This is a genomic window from Streptomyces sp. NPDC049040, assembly GCF_043197715.1.
Classification (GTDB): Bacteria; Actinomycetota; Actinomycetes; order Streptomycetales; family Streptomycetaceae; genus Actinacidiphila.
On record NZ_JBICTO010000011.1, the window covers coordinates 15,214 to 33,406 of the forward strand.

Annotated in this window: 15 protein-coding genes and 1 riboswitch; of the genes, 12 read left to right on the forward strand and 3 right to left on the reverse strand. The window is 73.1% G+C overall.

Annotated features, from left to right (window positions below; all coding sequences use genetic code 11):
- Positions 1 to 117: 117 nt before the first annotated feature.
- Positions 118 to 218: riboswitch (glycine riboswitch) on the reverse strand.
- 123 nt (positions 219 to 341) lie between these two features.
- Both ACGFMP_RS25165 and ACGFMP_RS25170 read left to right on the forward strand, forming a co-directional pair.
- Complete coding sequence (locus ACGFMP_RS25165) at positions 342 to 1,091, forward strand: enhanced serine sensitivity protein SseB (protein ID WP_393675251.1); 750 nt, start codon at positions 342 to 344, stop codon at positions 1,089 to 1,091.
- A gap of 125 nt (positions 1,092 to 1,216) precedes the next feature.
- Positions 1,217 to 2,029, forward strand: coding sequence for an enhanced serine sensitivity protein SseB C-terminal domain-containing protein (locus ACGFMP_RS25170; protein ID WP_393675252.1), 813 nt, complete (start codon positions 1,217 to 1,219; stop codon positions 2,027 to 2,029).
- Between the two features lie 66 nt (positions 2,030 to 2,095).
- Here ACGFMP_RS25170 and ACGFMP_RS25175 read toward each other — a convergent pair whose 3' ends face one another.
- The 3 genes from ACGFMP_RS25175 to ACGFMP_RS25185 form a co-directional block, all read right to left on the reverse strand.
- Entirely contained in the window at positions 2,096 to 3,595 is a 1,500-nt protein-coding gene (locus ACGFMP_RS25175; protein WP_393675253.1) for a DUF885 family protein, read from the reverse strand.
- A 66-nt stretch (positions 3,596 to 3,661) separates the two neighbouring features.
- Positions 3,662 to 4,828 carry a cysteine desulfurase family protein gene (locus tag ACGFMP_RS25180; protein ID WP_393675254.1) on the reverse strand — a complete coding sequence of 389 codons (1,167 nt, stop codon included), beginning with the start codon at positions 4,826 to 4,828 and terminating at the stop codon, positions 3,662 to 3,664.
- Positions 4,829 to 5,050: 222 nt separating this feature from the next.
- A complete protein-coding gene (locus ACGFMP_RS25185) occupies positions 5,051 to 5,911 on the reverse strand; it encodes a thioesterase family protein (RefSeq protein WP_393675255.1) in 861 nt (286 codons plus the stop codon).
- A 102-nt stretch (positions 5,912 to 6,013) separates the two neighbouring features.
- Between ACGFMP_RS25185 and mnmA the strand changes: the two genes are divergently transcribed.
- From mnmA to gatB, 10 genes are all read left to right on the forward strand, one after another.
- A complete protein-coding gene (mnmA, locus tag ACGFMP_RS25190; protein ID WP_393675256.1) occupies positions 6,014 to 7,213 on the forward strand; it encodes a tRNA 2-thiouridine(34) synthase MnmA in 1,200 nt (399 codons plus the stop codon).
- Entirely contained in the window at positions 7,210 to 7,740 is a 531-nt protein-coding gene (locus ACGFMP_RS25195) for a TIGR00730 family Rossman fold protein (protein WP_393675257.1), read from the forward strand. The genes mnmA and ACGFMP_RS25195 overlap by 4 nt, the downstream gene beginning before the upstream one ends.
- Positions 7,737 to 8,435, forward strand: a complete 699-nt coding sequence (locus ACGFMP_RS25200; RefSeq protein ID WP_393675258.1) for an SDR family oxidoreductase — start codon at positions 7,737 to 7,739, stop codon at positions 8,433 to 8,435. The genes ACGFMP_RS25195 and ACGFMP_RS25200 overlap by 4 nt, the downstream gene beginning before the upstream one ends.
- A gap of 94 nt (positions 8,436 to 8,529) precedes the next feature.
- The gene (locus ACGFMP_RS25205) at positions 8,530 to 9,534 is read left to right on the forward strand and encodes a methionine synthase (RefSeq protein ID WP_393675259.1); all 1,005 of its coding nucleotides are present in this window, start codon (positions 8,530 to 8,532) and stop codon (positions 9,532 to 9,534) included.
- Between the two features lie 17 nt (positions 9,535 to 9,551).
- The gene (gene ligA, locus ACGFMP_RS25210) at positions 9,552 to 11,789 is read left to right on the forward strand and encodes an NAD-dependent DNA ligase LigA (RefSeq protein WP_393675260.1); all 2,238 of its coding nucleotides are present in this window, start codon (positions 9,552 to 9,554) and stop codon (positions 11,787 to 11,789) included.
- A gap of 222 nt (positions 11,790 to 12,011) precedes the next feature.
- Entirely contained in the window at positions 12,012 to 14,249 is a 2,238-nt protein-coding gene (locus ACGFMP_RS25215) for a putative bifunctional diguanylate cyclase/phosphodiesterase (protein WP_393675261.1), read from the forward strand.
- A 235-nt stretch (positions 14,250 to 14,484) separates the two neighbouring features.
- The gene (gatC, locus tag ACGFMP_RS25220; protein ID WP_393675262.1) at positions 14,485 to 14,781 is read left to right on the forward strand and encodes an Asp-tRNA(Asn)/Glu-tRNA(Gln) amidotransferase subunit GatC; all 297 of its coding nucleotides are present in this window, start codon (positions 14,485 to 14,487) and stop codon (positions 14,779 to 14,781) included.
- A gap of 5 nt (positions 14,782 to 14,786) precedes the next feature.
- The gene (gene gatA / locus ACGFMP_RS25225; protein ID WP_393675263.1) at positions 14,787 to 16,280 is read left to right on the forward strand and encodes an Asp-tRNA(Asn)/Glu-tRNA(Gln) amidotransferase subunit GatA; all 1,494 of its coding nucleotides are present in this window, start codon (positions 14,787 to 14,789) and stop codon (positions 16,278 to 16,280) included.
- Complete coding sequence (locus tag ACGFMP_RS25230; protein WP_393675264.1) at positions 16,277 to 16,507, forward strand: hypothetical protein; 231 nt, start codon at positions 16,277 to 16,279, stop codon at positions 16,505 to 16,507. The genes gatA and ACGFMP_RS25230 overlap by 4 nt, the downstream gene beginning before the upstream one ends.
- Positions 16,508 to 16,529: 22 nt before the next feature.
- Entirely contained in the window at positions 16,530 to 18,038 is a 1,509-nt protein-coding gene (gene gatB / locus ACGFMP_RS25235) for an Asp-tRNA(Asn)/Glu-tRNA(Gln) amidotransferase subunit GatB (protein ID WP_393675265.1), read from the forward strand.
- The last annotated feature ends 155 nt before the right edge of the window (positions 18,039 to 18,193 follow it).

Consider the following 18,193-nt stretch of genomic DNA (forward strand, 5'->3'; position numbering starts at 1 on the left):
GGCCTCCCCATCTGTCATCGGAACCTGAGAGGTTCACCGTGACCCCTGCGGGTCACGGTTTGCACCTTGGGTGGGGCGGGACCGGTGAACGACGGCCCGCCCGCTTTTCAGATCTGCCTCGCCCGCGCGGTATCTGTGCCTGAGAGATTCAAGGGAGGACTTGCTCCTTCGGCGCCCTGCCCCCCGGGAGGGGGCCGGAACTCTCCCGCGCGGCCTCCAACGGCCGGTATGCGTATTGTGCCGCCATCATTGCATGCCGAGGCGTCCTGGGCGCTCAGCCGCTAGTGTTTCCGGGCAGGACACGGGCGCCGACAGTGGCACAAGCGCGGACAAGGGTGGACATGGAGAATCCGGCACCTTACATATGGCCGGCGAACGAGCTGGAGGAAGTCCTCGCGGCGAGCCTCGGCAACCCCTCGGCGACCCCCCGGCTGCTCGAGGTGCTCGGCCGCTCCCACGTGTGGGTGCCGCTGCCCAACGGCGGCCCGCCCGGATCGGGGGGCCTCGACCTGCCCACCCTCGAACTGGGCGGCGCGCCCTACGTGCCGGTCTTCAGCTCGGAACAGCAGTTCAGGAAGGCCGCGGAGGGCATGTCCTGCACCGTCGCGCCGGTACGCGAGTTCGCCCGCGGGCTGCCCCCGCTGATCGGCATCGCCGTCAACCCCGGCGGAGCCGTCGGGGTGCCGCTGCCGCCCGCGGCCGTCGCTGAGCTGTGCCGCACCGAGCGGGTCGGCGCCTACGGCGAGCAGAGCCCCAGCGGCGCCAGGGTGCGGCTGTGGGAGCCCGCCCCCGACGAGGAACCCGTGGACTTCCTTGCCGTCGCCGCCGCGGAGTACGCCGTCACCCCGGTCGTGCTCAGCGCCCGGCGGGCCATGGCCGCGGTCGAGGAGGACCCGCCCGCGCTCTTCATCGGGGTCGAGCTCGACGGCTGGCAGGAGCAGGACAGGGCCGCCGCGATGGACGCGCTCGGCCGCGCCCTGGGCGCCGCCCCGCTGCCCTGGCCGGTGCACCTGATCCTGCTCGACATCGCCCAGGACCCGGTGGGGGACTGGATGCTGGAGGTCGTGCGCCCCTTCTACAGCCGGGACTGACCACCGCACCCGAGGCCAACTCGCGCGCGCGGCCCCGAGCTTGCGTATACCCGCCGTATACGCGCCATTTAGCCGGCGGCGCTTGAGTCGGTCAGCATTCCACCGGGAACAGCCGACCTGGTTTGATGGCGGTACACCGAACGACGGGAAAGGGGCGGTCCGACGTGATCGCGGGCGCGCAAGGCGGCGCGGCGGCCGGCCATGTGGAGCAGATGCTGCTCCGGGTGGCGCCCGGCCGCTTCGACGCGTACGAGAACCTGCTCGCGTCGCTGGCCGACGGCCAGGTCTGGATGCTGCTCTGGCAGGGCGCACCGGGGACGCCCGACGCGCAGTACGCGGCGATGGAGGTCGGCGGGCACCGCTACGCGCCGTGCTGCACCTCACCGCGGGAATTGGCCGCCAGCGGCTGGAACCGGGACCACGAGATCGTCTCCGGCCGGGACATCGCCCTGACCCTCTTCCCCGACCACTGCGGGCTCTGGCTCAACCCGCACGCGAACGGCGGCGGCGTCGGCATCCCCTGGCCCGACCTGCGCCGGGTCGCCGGCGGCCTCGACCTGCTGCCGGCCGGGCCGCTCCAGATCGGCGAACCGTCACTGCAGATCCCGCAGTTCTACGCGCTGCTGGCCAAGGCCGCGCACCGCACCGGCGCGGTACGCGCCCTGCGCCAGGCCTGGGTCCAGCCGTCCGTCGGCGAGCCCTACCTCGCGATCGGCGTCGAGGTCTACGACTCCTCGCCGCAGGCCGTCGAGTCGGTCCGCCTGATGATGCAGCAGGCGGTGGCCGGCGTGCCCGAAGGCCTCCCGGTCTCGACCGTCGCCATGGCCGACGGCTACGACCCGGTCGCGATGTGGCTGCGCGCCAACACGCAGCCCTTCTTCGACCGCGAGGCCTTCTCGGGACCGCCCGCGTGGGGCTCACCGCCGCGCACGTACTGAGCTGCCGCCCGCGTGGGGCTCACCGCCGCGCACGTACCAGCCGCCGCCGCGCGGCGCGGATCCGCCCTACGTCGCGAGGAGGCCGAGCGGAGGGGCGCCGAGCGCCAGCAGGTCGGCGTGGAAGGCCGGAAGCGTGAAGGACGGGGAGCGCTCGGCGCGGGCGCGGGCCCGCATGATCTCCAGCTTGCCCCAGGTGTAGCGCCCGTAGCCGGCGTCGAAGGTGCCGCGCCTCGCCTCCGCGGCGGCCGCCGCCGGGGCCAAGTGGGCGTCCCGGATGAACAGGCGGGTGGCCTCGGCCACGTCCATCGCTCCGGTGTGCATACCGATCGCACAGGTCAGCCGGGTGACCCGGACCAGCGCCTCGAGGGCGACCCCGATGGCGAACCGCGGGTCGCGGGCGCGGAAGCCCTCCTCGAGGCAGACCTCCTCCACGTAGTGCGCCCACCCCTCGCAGAAGGACAGGCTGTGCAGGACCCGCCGGACCGGGCTGGTCGCGTGCCGCAGGGCGCGCCCGTGGGCGAAGTGGCCGGGGGCGACCTCGTGCACGGTGATCGACGGCAGGCTGGTCCTGCTGAAGACCGTCAGCCACTCCTCGCGCTCCTGGGCGGGCCACTCCGGCTGGGGCGGGGTCACGTGGTACCAGGACGGCGACTCGGGCTCCTCGGGGCCCGCCCAGGTCATCATCGCCATCGCCCAGCGCCGCGACGGCGGCGCCGGCCCGACGAGGCACTCGCCGTCCAGGTATGGCGCCAGGCGGCGCTCCCGGGTGAAGGCGATGGCCTCCTCGGTGAGCCGGGCCGCCGCCGCAATGACCCCGTCGGGGCCTGGGTGGTCGGCGAGCAGTTCGGGGATCAGCTCGTCGACCGACCGGTTCCGGTCCAGCGTCCTGCACGAGTCGACGAGCAGCCGGTCCAGCCGGGCCCGCTCCCGGTCCGCCGCCTCGGCCAGCGCCGTGAGGTCGACCCGCATGCCCTCCTGGGCACCCATCAGCGCGGCCAGCGCGGGCCCGCCGAGCCGCGGGTCGGGGTCGCCGTTCACGGCTGCGTGCTCCATCCGCGCGATCAGCCGGGAGTGCGCGGCGAGTGCCGCGGCCTCGACCCCGTCCCGGTCCGGGTCGAGGTCGGCGGCCAGCCCGTGCGCGGTGCCGAGCAGCGCGGTGGCCACCGGGGCGCTCACCCGGTCGAGGGAGGCCAGCGCCGCGTCCACCGCGTCCGGCCACTGCTCCAGGTGCCGCCTGCGCGCCGTGGCCCGCTCCTTGCGGGGCGCGTACTCCCGGTCGTAGCAGGCGAGTTCGAGATTCGACAGGTGCGGGTAGGGGTCGCGCCTGTGCAGTTCGAGGTCCCCGTACTGGACCCGCAGCGACTCCTCGAAGACCGCCAGGTGCGCCTCGTCGTGCGGGTCGTCGAGGGGGGCGGAGGCGCGCTTGGCGCTGCCGACCGCGGCCAGCGCCCGGCGTATCCCGTCGGGGGAGAGGTCCTGCACGCGGCCGTCGTAGTCGTGCAGCCCGGCCATCTCGCGGACGGTGGGCATCATCAGGTCGCACACCGCGCGAAGCCGATCATCCATCCCACGACCGTAGCGTCGTGCACGCCGTCCGTCTGCCCGGGGGCGGCAGCCGGGTCGGCGCGGGTGTCAGGTCTGGCCCGCGGTCCTGGCGCGGGTGACGGCCGGACCGATCGCCCGGATGACGTCGGAGACCTCGTCCGCGGTCGTCGTGTGGCCGAGCGAGAACCGCAGGGTCGCCCTGGCGTGGGTGGCCGGCTGGCCCATCGCCAGCAGGACGTGGCTGGGCTGCGCCACACCCGCGGTGCACGCGGAGCCGGTCGAGCAGGCGATGCCCTGGGCGTCGAGCAGCAGCAGCAGGGCGTCGCCCTCGCAGCCGGGGAAGGTGAAGTGCGCGTTCGCCGCGAGGCGGCCCGCGGCGGTGGGGTCGCCGTTGAGGACGGCGTCGGGCACCGCGGCGCGTATGCCGCGCACCAGCTCGTCCCGCAGCGCGCCGACCCCGGCGGTGAACTCCTCCCGCCGCTCGGCGGCCAGGGTGCCCGCCGTGGCGAAGGCCGCGATGGCCGGCACGTCGAGGGTGCCGGACCTGCTGCGCTCCTGATCGCCGCCGTGCAGCAGCGGCACCGGGGTGTCGTCCCTGCGCAGCACCAGCGCGCCGATTCCGTAGGGGCCGCCCACCTTGTGCCCGGTCACCGTCATCGCGTCCAGGCCGCTGGCGGCGAAGTCGACCTCGGTCTGGCCGAAGGCCTGGACCGCGTCCGAGTGCATCGGCACGTCGAACTCGGCGCAGACCGCCGCGAGTTCGGCGACCGGAAGGATCGTGCCGACCTCGTTGTTCGCCCACATGACGGTGACCAGCGCCACGTCCTGCGGACGCGCTGCCAGGGCGGTGCGCAGCGTCTCGGGCAGCACCCTGCCGTACGGGTCCACCGGCAGCCACTCCACGACGGCGCCCTCGTGCTCGGCCAGCCAGTGGACGGCGTCCAGCACCGCGTGGTGCTCGACCGGGCTGGCCAGGACACGGACCCGGCGCGGGTCAGCCGCCCGGCGCGCCCAGAACAGGCCCTTCACGGCCAGGTTGTCGGACTCGGTGCCGCCGCCGGTGAACACGATCTCGCTCGGGCGCGCGCCCAGTGCCGCCGCGAGGGCTTCCCTCGACTCCTCGACGGTCCGCCGGGCGCGGCGGCCCGCCGCGTGCAGTGCTGACGCGTTCCCCGTCACGGTGAGGTGGGCGGTCATCGCCTCGACCGCCTCCGGGAGCATGGGCGTGGTGGCGGCGTGATCGAAGTAGGCCATGATCCCCCGATTCTACGGTCCGCCACGCTCACCTCGACCCCCTCGCGCACCCTGCGCACCGTCCCGGTGCCGCTTCCCGCCGGCTCCGGGGTGCGCCGGACACGCGCGGGCCCGCAGGTGCGGGGGTCGTGAAATGGCTCACGCGGCGCCGGGGGCGGGTGCGGCCCCCGCACGCGGAGCCGTAGGGGAGGGCCGCGCGGGAAGGGCCGGGGCCCGGGCGGCTCAGGGGCGCGGGGCGCGGGCCAGCTGGCGGGCCTGGGCCACCAGGCGATCCGCGGAGTCCCAGACCTCCGCGTCCTCCTCCAGCAGGCCGCCGGCCAGGTTCCTCGTGGTCAGGGAGACCCGCAGCGGTCCGGGCGCGGGACGGCACCGCAGGTGCACCGTCAGTTCGAGGGTCGGCACCCACCCGGCGAGCCCCAGGTCGAATGCCGTGGGCGGCAGCGCGTCGACGGCGAGCAGCAGCGACAGCACGTCGTGGTCGCGCCCGTCGGCCAGTCCCAGCCACCCCCGCATGTCGCCCGCGCCGGACGGCGCGCCGATCGCCCACCCGGCGGTGGCGGGGTCGAGACGCAGGTCGAGCCGGTCCAGGATCGCGGTGGAGCCGGTGACCGGTCCGCCGTCGGGCGCGTCCGCGGAGCTGACGCAGTCGTCGTAGGCCGGCATCGAGGGCGGCAGCGCGCGGGTGCGGACGTCGTCGGGCAGTGCGGCGAGGTCGCCGTACGCCGCCATGACCCGGATCCGCTCGACCTCGCGGCCCTCGTCGTCGTGCTGGTAGAGGGAGGCCTGCCCGGTGGACATGGTGCGCCCGGCGCGTACCGTCTCGGTCCTGATCACGGCGGGACCCGGCTCCGAGGCGGTCAGGTAGTGCGCCGTGATGGTGATCGGGTCGGGGTGGGGCAGCGCGGCCCGCAGCGCGCGGCCGACGACGGCGAGCAGGTAGCCGCCGTTGACGGCGCGGATGATCGTCCAGCCGGCCGACAGCTCGGTGTCGTACGCGCCCGGCTCGTCCGGCCTTGCCGCCACCGCCGTGTCGCGGTCGAACTCGCTGTCCCCGATGGCCGCACGGGCCGCTGCATATGCCATGAATTGATGTTACCCATCGGTAGTCGACGGTTCCAGCCCCTTCGGGCTCCTCACCGGACAACGCCGGGCGCTTGCTCGTCTCTTCCGTCCCGGCGCCGGGAAATGCCTGGCGGACCGCCGCAGCCGGGCCGTTACCCTGGACGGGTGAACGACTTCCCGCACCCCCCCGAGCCCAAGCGGCTGCGCGTGCTCGCCGCCATGAGCGGCGGCGTGGACTCCGCCGTCGCGGCGGCCCGCGCGGCAGAGGCCGGGCACGACGTGACCGGGGTCCACCTGGCGCTGTCGGCGAATCCGCAGAGCTTCAGGACCGGCGCCCGCGGCTGCTGCACGGTCGAGGACTCCAGGGACGCCCGCCGCGCGGCCGACGTCATCGGCATCCCCTTCTACGTGTGGGACCTCGCGGAGCGCTTCCGCGAGGACGTGGTCGCGGACTTCGTCGCCGAGTACGCGGCGGGCCGCACCCCCAACCCCTGCCTGCGGTGCAACGAGAAGATCAAGTTCGCCGCCCTGCTCGACAAGGCGCTGGCGCTGGGCTTCGACGCGGTCTGCACCGGGCACTACGCGACGGTCGTGACCCGCGAGGACGGCTCCCGCGAACTGCACCGGGCGAGCGACGCGGCGAAGGACCAGTCGTACGTCCTCGGCGTGCTCGACGAGCGGCAGTTGGCGCACGCGATGTTCCCGCTCGGCGACACGCTGACCACCAAGGACGAGATCCGCGCCGAGGCCGCCCGCCGCGGCCTGGCGGTCGCGAAGAAGCCCGACAGCCACGACATCTGCTTCATCGCCGACGGCGACACCCAGGGCTTCCTGGCCAGGAGCCTCGGCAGCGCGGAGGGCGCCATCGTGGACGAGAGCGGCACCCGGGTCGGCACCCACGAGGGCGCGTTCGGCTTCACCATCGGCCAGCGCAAGGGCCTGCGCCTCGGCATCCCCGCCGACGACGGCAAGCCCCGCTACGTGCTGGACATCTCGCCGGTCGACAACACGGTCACGGTCGGCCCGGCCGAAGCGCTCGACGTGACGGCGCTCACCGCGATCCGCCCGCGCTGGTGCGGCACCCCGCCGGCCGGCCCCGCCGCGTACACCGCCCAGCTGCGCGCCCACGGCGAGGACGTGCCGGTGACCGCGGAGGTCGTCGACGGCGAGCTTCGGGTGCGCTTCACCGCACCGGTCCGCGGTATCGCGCCCGGACAGGCCGTGGTGCTCTACGACGGCACGCGCGTCGTCGGCTCCGCGACCATCGCCACCACCGACCGCGCCACCGCGCGCGACGAGGAGAAGTCCACGGTGACCGTATGAACATCGGAGTCTTCCTGTCCGCTGCCGACCTCAGCGAGCAGTACACCGTGCCGGCCCGCGAGTTCGGCAAGCTGATCGGCGACGGCGGCCACGCCCTGGTGTGGGGCGGCTCCGATGCGGGCCTGATGAAGGTCGTCGCCGACAGCGTCCAGGAGGCCGGCGGCCGGCTGGTGGGCGTCTCGGTGTCCTTCCTCCAGCACAAGGCGCGCGCCGGCGCCGACGAGATGATCGTCGCCACCGACCTGGCGCAGCGCAAGGCAGAACTGCTCCGGCTGTCCGACGCGATCGTGGTGATGGTCGGCGGCCTGGGCACCCTGGACGAGGCCACCGAGATCCTGGAGCTCAAGAAGCACGGGCTGCACGGCAAGCCGGTGGTCCTGCTCAACAGCGGCGGCTTCTACGACGGCCTCGAACAGCAGCTGCGCCGGATGGACGCGGAGGGCTTCCTGCCCCTCCCGCTGACCGACCTGGTGTACTTCGCCTCGGACGGCGCCGACGCCCTCGCGCACATCCTGGAGCAGCTGTGAGCGACCCGCGCATCCACCTGGTGACCGGCGCCGGGTCCGGCATCGGCAGCGCGGTCGCGCGGCGGCTGCTGGAACGCGGCGACGAGGTCTGGCTGCTGGCCAGGGACGCCGGGCGGGCCAGGGAGCTGGTGGACCGCCACCCCGGCGCCCGCACCCTGGTCGGCGACCTGGCCGAGCCCGCCAGGCTGTCCTGGGCGCTGGGCCACCAGGCGCCGCCTGACCGCCTCGACTCGCTGCTGCACATCGCGGGCACCGTCGAGCTGGGACTCGTCGGCGACCTCACCCCGAAGGTCTGGCAGGAGACGCTGGCCGTCAACCTGCTGGGCCCGGCCGAGCTGACCCGCCTGCTGCTGCCCCAACTGCGGCTTTCGCGGGGGCACGTGGTCTTCGTCAACTCCACGTCGGGGCTGGCCGTCAGCGCCGAGTGGAGCGCGTACGGGGCGAGCAAGTTCGGCCTGCGCGCGCTGGCCGACGCGCTGCGCGCGGAGGAGCACGCCGCCGGTGTGCGGGTCACCTCGGTCTACCCGAGCAGGACCGCGACCCCGATGCAGCAGAAGGTCCACCAGCAGGAGGGCAAACCCTACGACCCGTCCCGCTGGATCGCCCCCGACTCGGTGGCCACCACCGTCCTGACCGCCATCGACCTCCCCGCCGACGCCGAGATCACCGACCTGACCGTCCGCCCCGGCCGGTAGGGGCTGCCGGCCGTACCTCCGCGGCGCCCGGCACTGTCCGGGCGCGGCGTCCGCGCCGGAAGGACGGCCCGGCGCGGAAGGCTACCCTTCCGGCGTGAGCAACGATCTGCACCTCCCCGAGGCCACCGCCACCGGCGTGGGCTCGCTGCCCGGCGGCGACGCCCGCGAAGCGGCCCGGGTCGCCACCGAGGCGACCGCGGGCATGGCCTTCCTCCCCGAACTTCCCGCCCGCGGCCCCGGCGCGGACATGATCGGCCGCAGCCTGGGGCTGCTGGTCGAGATGTACGCGCGGGTGGAACCCAGCGGCTGGCGGTTCGGCGACCGGCCGGGCCGGGACAGCAAGCGGGCCAGGTCGTGGTTGGGCGAGGACCTGGACGCCGTCGAGGAGTTCACCCAGGGCTACGACGGCCTGCTCAAGGTCCAGGCGGTCGGCCCCTGGACGCTGGCCGCGTCGGTGGAGACCCGGCACGGCGAGGCCGCCCTGCGCGACCCCGGCGCCTGCCGGGACCTGGCCGGATCGCTGACCGAAGGCCTCACCGCCCACCTCGCCGACGTCCGCCGCCGGGTGCCGGGCGCGACCGTCGTCCTGCAACTGGACGAGCCGTCCCTGACGGCGGTGCTGCACGGGCGGATCAGGACCGCGAGCGGCTACCGCACCTACCGGGCGGTCGACCGGGCGGTGATCGAGTCGGCGCTGCGGGAGCTGATCGCGGCGGCGGGAGTGCCGGTCACCGTCCACTCCTGCGCCCCCGACGTCCCCTTCGCGCTGCTGCGCAGGGCGGGCGTGGCCGGCATCTCCTTCGACTTCGACCTGCTCACCGAGAGTGACTGGGACGAGTTCGGTGAGGCCGTGGAAGCCGGCACCGCCCTCTTCGCCGGTGTCGTGCCCGGCAAGGATGCCCCATTGTCGGACCCTGCCGGTAGCGTGAGGGGTGTTCGGGCGTTGTGGCGCAGGCTGGGGCTGGCGCCGGGGGCATTGGGGTCCTCCGTCGCGGTGACCCCGTCCTGCGGTCTGGCGGGGGCCTCACCGGCCTACGCCCGTGCCGCTCTCGTGCACTGCGCGAAGGCGGCACGCTCGCTCGTCGACAACCCTGAGTAGTGAGGAAGGACGGGGTCGTGGAGGACACGGAGATTCCCGCGGAGGCACGCGAGGAGCACGCGCGCGTCGCCGAGCAGGTCGAGGAGCACCGCTTCCGTTACTACGTGAAGGACGCGCCGGTCGTCAGCGACGCCGACTTCGACAAGCTGCTGCGGCGCCTCGAAGCCATGGAGGAGCAGCACCCCGGCCTGCGCACCCCGGACTCGCCCACCCAGAAGGTGGCCGGCGCGTACGAGACGGAGTTCACCTCCGTGCAGCACCGGGAGCGCCTGCTGTCGCTCGACAACGCCTTCAGCGGCGAGGAGCTGGCGGTCTGGGCCGACCGGGTGGCCGCCGAGCTGGGCCCGCCGGACAACGCGCGCAGCCCCTACCACTTCCTGTGTGAGCTGAAGGTGGACGGCCTCGCCGTCAACCTCACCTACGAGCAGGGCCGGCTCACCCGGGCCGCGACCCGCGGCGACGGGCGGACCGGCGAGGACATCACGCCCAACGTGCGCACCATCCCCGGAATCCCCGACCGGCTGGCGGGCGAGCGGGTGCCCGCGCTGGTGGAGGTCCGCGGCGAGGTCTACTTCCCCGGTGAGGAGTTCGAGGAGCTGAACGCGCGGCTGGTCGCGGGCGGCGACAAGCCGTTCGCCAACCCCCGCAACGCGGCAGCCGGTTCGCTGCGCCAGAAGGACCCCAGGATCACCGCGTCCCGCCCGCTGCGGATGGTGGTGCACGGCATCGGCGCCCGCGAGGGATTCGACATCGACCGCCAGTCGCAGGGGTACGAGCTGCTGCGCGAATGGGGGCTGCCCACCGCCCGCCACAACAAGGTGGTCGGCACGCTCGACGAGGTCCGCGAGTTCATCGACCACTTCGGCGAGCACCGGCACGACGTCGAGCACGAGATCGACGGGGTGGTCGTCAAGGTCGACGAGATCCCGCTGCAAGGCCGGCTCGGCTCCACCTCCCGCGCCCCGCGCTGGGCCATCGCCTGGAAGTACGCCCCCGAGGAGGTCAACACCAAGCTGCTGGAGATCCGGGTGGGCGTCGGCCGCACCGGGCGGGTCACGCCCTACGCGGTGGTCGAGCCGGTGACGGTCGCCAGGTCCGAGGTGGAGTTCGCGACCCTGCACAACCAGGACGTGGTCAAGAAGAAGGGCGTCCTGATCGGCGACACCGTGGTGCTGCGCAAGGCCGGCGACGTCATCCCGGAGATCCTGGGCCCGGTGGTCGACCTGCGCGACGGCACCGAGCGGGAGTTCGAGATGCCCACCGAGTGCCCGGACTGCGGTACCGCCCTCCAGCCCATGAAAGAAGGGGACATCGACCTCCGGTGCCCCAACGCCCGCTACTGCCCTGCCCAGTTGCGGGAGCGGGTCTTCTATCTCGCGGGCCGCCGCAGCCTCGACATCGAAGGGCTCGGCTATGTCGCGGCGACCGCGCTGACCCAGCCCCTCGAACCGCACGAGCCGCCGCTGGGCGACGAGGGCGACCTGTTCGGCCTGACGATCGAGCAGCTGCTGCCGATCCGCTCGTACGTCCTCGACCAGGACACCGGACTGCCCAAGCGCGACCCGGAGACCGGTGAGCCGAAGATCGTCACCTTCTTCGCCAACCAGAAGGGCGAGCCGAAGAAGAACGCCCTGGCGATGCTGGAGAACATCGCGGCCGCAAGGGAGCGCCAGCTGGCCAGGATCATCACCGGCCTGTCCATCCGCCACGTCGGCCCGGTCGCCGCCGCCGCGCTGGCCCGCGAGTTCCGCGACCTGGACCGGATCAAGGACGCGGCCGAGGAGGAGCTGGCGGCCGTCGACGGGGTGGGCGGCACCATCGCCGCCTCGGTGAAGCAGTGGTTCGCCGAGGACTGGCACCTGGAGATCATCAGGAAGTGGCGGGAGGCCGGGGTGGTCTTCACCGAGGAGGGCTCGGACGAAGGGCCGAGGCCACTCGAAGGGCTGACTGTCGTGGTGACCGGAACTCTGTCGACCCATACCCGGGATGGCGCAAAAGAGGCGCTGGGCAGTCGAGGTGCGAAAGTCACCGGATCGGTGTCGAAGAAAACGGACTTCGTCGTGGTCGGCGACAACCCGGGTTCCAAGTTCGACAAGGCCGTGCAGCTGAAAGTGCCTGTCCTGGACGAGGAGGGCTTCGCCGTACTGCTCGCAGACGGTGCGGAGGCCGCCCGCCGAAACACGGTGAATCCCGCGGAAGCGGACACATCGGCCGATGCCTCACCCGACGCCGAAACGGGCGGTGAATCCGGCTGAATGGACCGGGGATGTCACCCGATCGGCCTATATCAGAATACGTCGATGTGCCTGGTCGCATTCGGGCAACCACTGCCGATCGGTGCCCGGGACGGCACAAGGCGGCCTAGTGTTGAGGCGCGCACCCTCCGGGGATGAACGTTCCGGCAGCACTTGCGGAACTCCTCTGCAGGCAGGGCGCGATGGACCTGACGGCCACACCGGGCTGCGAGAGGGACGGGCATGCGACCGACGGAGAGTGCTGGAGCGGGACCCCCGCCGCGCAGCGCGCCCGCTCCCGCGCCACCGCCCCTGTCCCTGCCACCGTCCCTGTCCCCTTCGCTGTCCCGGACCCTGGTGCGCGGCGTGGCGCCGCCCGCGGCGGCGATCTGCCTGGTCGTCGGCGTCATCCGGGTACTCGACCGCGGCCACGCCCTGTTCCCCTGCGGCACCGCCGGCTGGGGCTTCGCGATCCTCACCGGCATCATCGTCGGCCATCTGGTGGCGATGGGCCGCGACCGGTGGTGGGGCGGCACCGGTTCCGGTGCCGCCCTCACGCTCGCCATGCTGATGGTCCACGGCTGGGTGCCCGCCGTGATGGTCAGCCTGGCCGTGGTCACCCTGGTCGGCGCCGCCCGCAGGCACCGTTGGCGGCAGGCCGTCCTCTACGGCTCCATCGACATCCTCGGCATCGGCGCCGGCGCCCTGGCGCTCGAAGTGTGCGGCACCCTCCCCACCGTCGAGCGGCCCTGGGCGCCCCAGGACTGGGCCGTGACCTCCGTCCCGATCGTCGCGCTGGCCGCACTGACCTATCTGTTCGCCACCCGCGCCCTGCTGTGGTGCGCCTTCGCGCCGCGCACCGGCGGGCTGCCGACCGTGGCCAGGTCCGCGCTGATCCGGCAGGGCATGTTCGGCGGCGCGCTGCTCGGCATCTCCCCGCTGATCCTGGTCGTCGCCTGCGACATGCCGGTGCTGCTGCCGCTGTTCTCGGTGCCGCTGATCGCCCTCGACTCCACACTGTGGATCGCGCACGCCCGCGCCGAGGAGCAGCTGCGCGACCCGCTCACCGGGCTGCCCAACCGCCAGTGGCTGCTGGAGCGCGCCTGGACCGCGCTCGACGACGCCCAGGAGGACTACGAGCGGGCGGAGCCCGGCTTCCTCGCCGCGGCCGGCGGCGCGGGCTCCCACCCGCCGGAGGGCTGCGGCAGGGTCGGGCTGATCCTGATCGACCTCGACAAGTTCCGTTCCGTCAACGACACCCTCGGGCACCTGGCGGGCGACCGGCTGCTGCTCCAGGTCGCCGACCGGCTGCGGCTCGCCCTGCCGCGCGGCGCCGAGGCGGCCAGGCTCGGCGGCGACGAGTTCGCCGTACTGCTGCCCGGCTGCGACTCGCCGACCCGCGCCCAGCGGATCGCCAGGACCCTGGTCGCCGCCCTCGCCTCGCCGCTCAGCCTCGACGGCCTGTCACTGGTGCTGGAGGCCAGCGCAGGCGTCGCGGTCTTCCCTGACCACGCGTTGGACGCCGAAGGGCTGCTGCGGCGGGCCGACGTGGCGATGTATCAGGCCAAGCGGGACCGCAGCGGCGTCGAGGTCTACGAGGCCACAAGGGACGGCAACACCCCCGACCGGCTCGGCCTGCTCGGCGACCTGCGCAGGGCGCTCGACGCCGGTGAGGTCGAACTGCACTACCAGCCCAAGGTCCGCTTCGACGGCCGGGTGGCGGGCCTCGAGGCGCTGGTCCGCTGGGAGCACCCGGAGCGCGGCCGGGTCAGCCCCGACGAGTTCATCACGATGGCCGAGACGTCGGGCCTGATGCCGCGGCTCACCGAGTACGTCCTGGACACCGCGCTGGCCCAGGTCGCCCTCTGGCGCCGCGCGGGCCTGGACGTCCCGGTCGCCGTCAACGTCTCGCCGCGCGATGTCCACAGCCCCGGCTTCGCCGGCACCGTCGCCGCCCGGCTGGCCAGGCACCAGGTGCCGCCGGGGTCGCTGCAACTGGAGATAACGGAGCACGTGCTGCTGGAGGACCCGCAGCGGGCCGCGGACACGCTGAACGGGTTGACCGGGCACGGGGTGAAGATGTCGCTCGACGACTTCGGCACCGGCTACTCCTCGCTGGTGCACCTGCGGCGGCTGCCGGTCAGCGAGCTGAAGATCGACCGGTCGTTCGTGGCCCGGCTGGTCGTGGACACCGAGGACGCCGAGATCGTGCGCTGCACCATCGACCTGGCGCACTCACTCGGGCTGATGGTCGTCGCGGAGGGCGTCGAGGACGACGAGACCTGGGAGCGGCTGCGGGACCTGCACTGCGACGCAGTGCAGGGCTGGCTGGTCGCCGCCGCGATGCCGCCGGACGAGGCCACGAAGTGGCTCCTGGCGCGCGGCGAGCGGGGCGCCCTCCCGGCCGCCGCCGCGCGCGCCCTGCCGGCCCTGCCGCCGCTGGCGGAGCCCCCGACCGTCCCGGCCACGGAGCTCGCCTGACCCTGCGGGCCGTGCGGTCCCCGCACCCGGCGGATGCCACCGCGCCCGCGCCGGCCGGTCGCGCGGCCACCCGCGGTCCCGAACGGCGCTGCCCCCCGCGGCGGCGGCCCGCGCCCGGGTGTCCGGGAACGCGGCGGAGGCCCCGGCGGGGGGAAGTGTTTCGCGGTAGGGGGGCGGGGGCCCATAGGATTGGGGCCCACACCGTCATCTCACCCCCGCAGAGGATCGAAACCGCATGCCTGGCATCACGCGCGAGGAGGTCGCTCACCTCGGCCGGCTGGCACGTCTGGAACTGTCCGGTGAAGAGCTCGACCACTTCGCCGGACAGCTCGACGACATCATCGGCGCGGTCGCCCGCGTCACCGAGGTGGCCGGCGAGGACGTACCGCCGACCTCGCACCCGCTGCCGCTGACCAATGTGATGCGGCCGGACACCGTCCGCCCGTCGCTGACCCCGCAGCAGGCGCTGTCGGGTGCTCCCGCGCAGGAGCAGCAGCGCTTCAAGGTGCCGCAGATCCTGGGGGAGGACTGATCACGATGACGGACATCATCAGGCTGACCGCCGCACAGACGGCGGAGAAGATCGCGTCGGGCGAGCTGACCGCGGTCGAGGTCACCGAGGCGCACCTGGCCAGGATCGAGGCCGTGGACGAGAAGGTGCACGCCTTCCTGCACGTCGACCGGGAGGGCGCGCTCGCCCAGGCCCGCGCGGTGGACGCCAAGCGGGCCGCGGGCGAGCCGCTCGGCCCGCTGGCCGGTGTGCCGCTGGCGATGAAGGACATCTTCACCACCGAGGGTGTGCCCACCACGGTCGGCTCCAGGATCCTCGAGGGCTGGATCCCGCCGTACGACTCCACGGTGACCAAGCGGCTCAAGGCCGCCGACGTGGTGATCCTGGGCAAGACCAACATGGACGAGTTCGCCATGGGGTCGTCCACCGAGAACAGCGCCTACGGGCCGACGGGCAACCCGTGGGACCTGACGCGCATCCCGGGCGGCTCGGGCGGCGGCAGCGCCGCGGCGCTCGCCTCGTACCAGGCGCCGCTGGCGCTGGGCACGGACACCGGCGGTTCGATCCGGCAGCCCGCCGCGGTCACCGGCACGGTCGGTGTGAAGCCCACCTACGGCGGGGTGTCCCGCTACGGCATGGTCGCCTTCTCCTCGTCGCTCGACCAGGGCGGCCCGTGCGCGCGCACCGTGCTGGACGCGGCGCTGCTGCACGAGGCGATCGGCGGCCACGACCCGATGGACTCCACGTCGATCGACGCCCCGGTGCCGCCGGTGGTCGAGGCGGCCCGCAGCGCGGACGTGCGCGGCATGCGGATCGGCGTCGTCAGGGAACTCGGCGGCGAGGGCTACCAGCCCGGCGTGGTGCAGCGCTTCGAGGAGTCGGTCGAGGTGCTGCGCGAGCTGGGCGCGGAGGTCGTGGAGATCTCCTGCCCGTCGTTCGTGTACGCGCTGGCCGCCTACTACCTGATCGCGCCGTCGGAGTGCTCGAGCAACCTGGCCCGCTTCGACGCGATGCGCTACGGCATGCGGGTGGGCGACGACGGCACGAAGTCCGCCGAGGACGTCACCGCGCTGACCCGCGAGGCCGGTTTCGGCGCCGAGGTCAAGCGCCGGATCATCCTCGGCACGTACGCGCTCAGCTCGGGCTACTACGACGCCTACTACGGCTCGGCGCAGAAGGTCCGCACCCTGATCACCCGGGACTTCGAAAAGGCCTTCGAGTCGGTCGACGTGCTGGTCTCGCCGACCACTCCGACCACCGCCTTCCCGCTCGGCGAGCGGGTGGACGACCCGCTGGCGATGTACCTGGTCGACCTGTGCACCATCCCGGTCAACCTCGCGGGCAACGCGGCGATGTCGCTGCCCTGCGGCCTCTCGCCGGAGGACGGTCTACCGGTGGGCCTGCAGATCATCGCCCCCGCACTCAAGGACGACCGGCTCTACCGGGTCGGCGCCGCCGTCGAGGCCGCCTTCGTGAAGAAGTGGGGCCACCCGCTGCTCGAGGAGGCACCCCAGCTGTGAGCACCAAGGACAAGGGCAAGAAGAAGGGCAAGGCCGGTACGTACCTGGCCATCGGCAGCACGCTTTTCGCCGCGTTCAGCAACGTCAAGAAGGTGCGTTCCGCCCGCGGCGAGGACGACACCCTGCAGCTGGTCGACGGTCTGATCCGGGTGGCCGCGGTGGCCACCGGTGTGGCCCTGCTGATCCGCGAGCTGCGCGAGCGCGACGACAACCCGCTGACGGACTGACAGACCAGGAGGAAGAACGACTGTGACCGTCACGGACCTGCTGTCCTACGAGGACGCGCTGGCGTCCTACGACCCGGTGATGGGCCTCGAGGTCCATGTCGAGCTGGGCACGAGGACGAAGATGTTCTGCGGCTGCTCCACGGAGCTGGGCGCCGACCCCAACTCGCAGACCTGCCCCACCTGCCTCGGCCTGCCCGGCGCGCTGCCGGTGGTCAACGAGATCGGCGTGGAGTCCGCGATCAAGATCGGCCTCGCGCTGAACTGCGAGATCGCCACGTGGTGCCGCTTCGCGCGGAAGAACTACTTCTACCCGGACATGCCGAAGAACTTCCAGACCTCGCAGTACGACGAGCCGATCGCCTACAACGGCTATCTGGACGTCCAGCTGGAGGACGGCGAGGTCTTCCGGGTGCAGATCGAGCGCGCCCACATGGAGGAGGACACCGGCAAGTCCACCCACATCGGCGGCGCGACCGGCCGTATCCACGGCGCCTCGCACTCGCTGCTGGACTACAACCGGGCCGGCATCCCGCTGATCGAGATCGTCACCAAGCCGATCGAGGGCGCGGGCGAGCGGGCCCCCGAGGTCGCCAGGGCCTACGTCGCGGAGCTGCGCGAGCTGATCAAGGCGCTGGGCGTGTCCGAGGCCCGGATGGAGATGGGCCAGATGCGCTGCGACGTCAACCTGTCGCTGCGCCCGCCGGGCCGGGAGAAGTTCGGCACCCGCAGCGAGACCAAGAACGTCAACTCGCTGCGCAGTGTGGAGCGGGCGGCCAGGTTCGAGATCCAGCGGCACGCCGCGGTGCTGTCCTCCGGCGGCACGATCGTGCAGGAGACCCGGCACTTCCACGAGGAGGACGGCTCGACCACCTCGGGCCGTATCAAGGAGGAGGCGGAGGACTACCGCTACTTCCCCGAGCCCGACCTGGTGCCGGTCGCCCCGGCCCGCGAGTGGGTCGAGGAGCTGCGCGCCGGGCTGCCCGAGCTGCCGCGGCTGCGCCGCAAGCGGCTCCAGGAGGAGTGGGGCATCGCCGACCACGAGATGCAGTCGGTGCTCAACGCCGGAGCGCTCGACCTGATCCTCGCCACCATGGCGGAGGGCGCGGACGCCGCGTCGGCCCGCAAGTGGTGGATGGGCGAGCTGGCCAGGCACGCCAACGAGACCGGCGTCGAGCTGGCCGCGGTGCCGATCACCCCGGCGCAGGTCGCCAGGGTGTCCGCGCTGGTCGCCGCGGGCGACCTCAACGACAAGCTGGCCCGCCAGGTCATCGAGGGCGTGCTCGCGGGCGAGGGCGACCCCGACCAGGTGGTCGACGGGCGCGGCCTGAAGGTCGTCTCCGACGACAGCGCCCTGGGCGCGGCGGTCGACGACGCCATCGCGGCGAACGGTGCCATCGCGGACAAGATCCGCGGCGGCAACCTGGCCGCGGCCGGTGCGCTGATCGGTGCGGTGATGAAGGCCACTCGCGGGCAGGCGGACGCCAAGCGGGTTCGCGAGCTGGTGCTGGAAAGGCTCGGCGTGCAGGGCTGATCCGCCCGGCGGCACAGGGCAGTTGCAAAGGACGGCACCCCGCGAGGGGTGCCGTCCTTATGTGCTTTTTACCCCTTGTGAGGAAGGGCACGAAAGTCCCAAAGGATCATTTCCTCCTGTCACAGTGGGGCGAACGTCGAGCACACAGGAGCAGC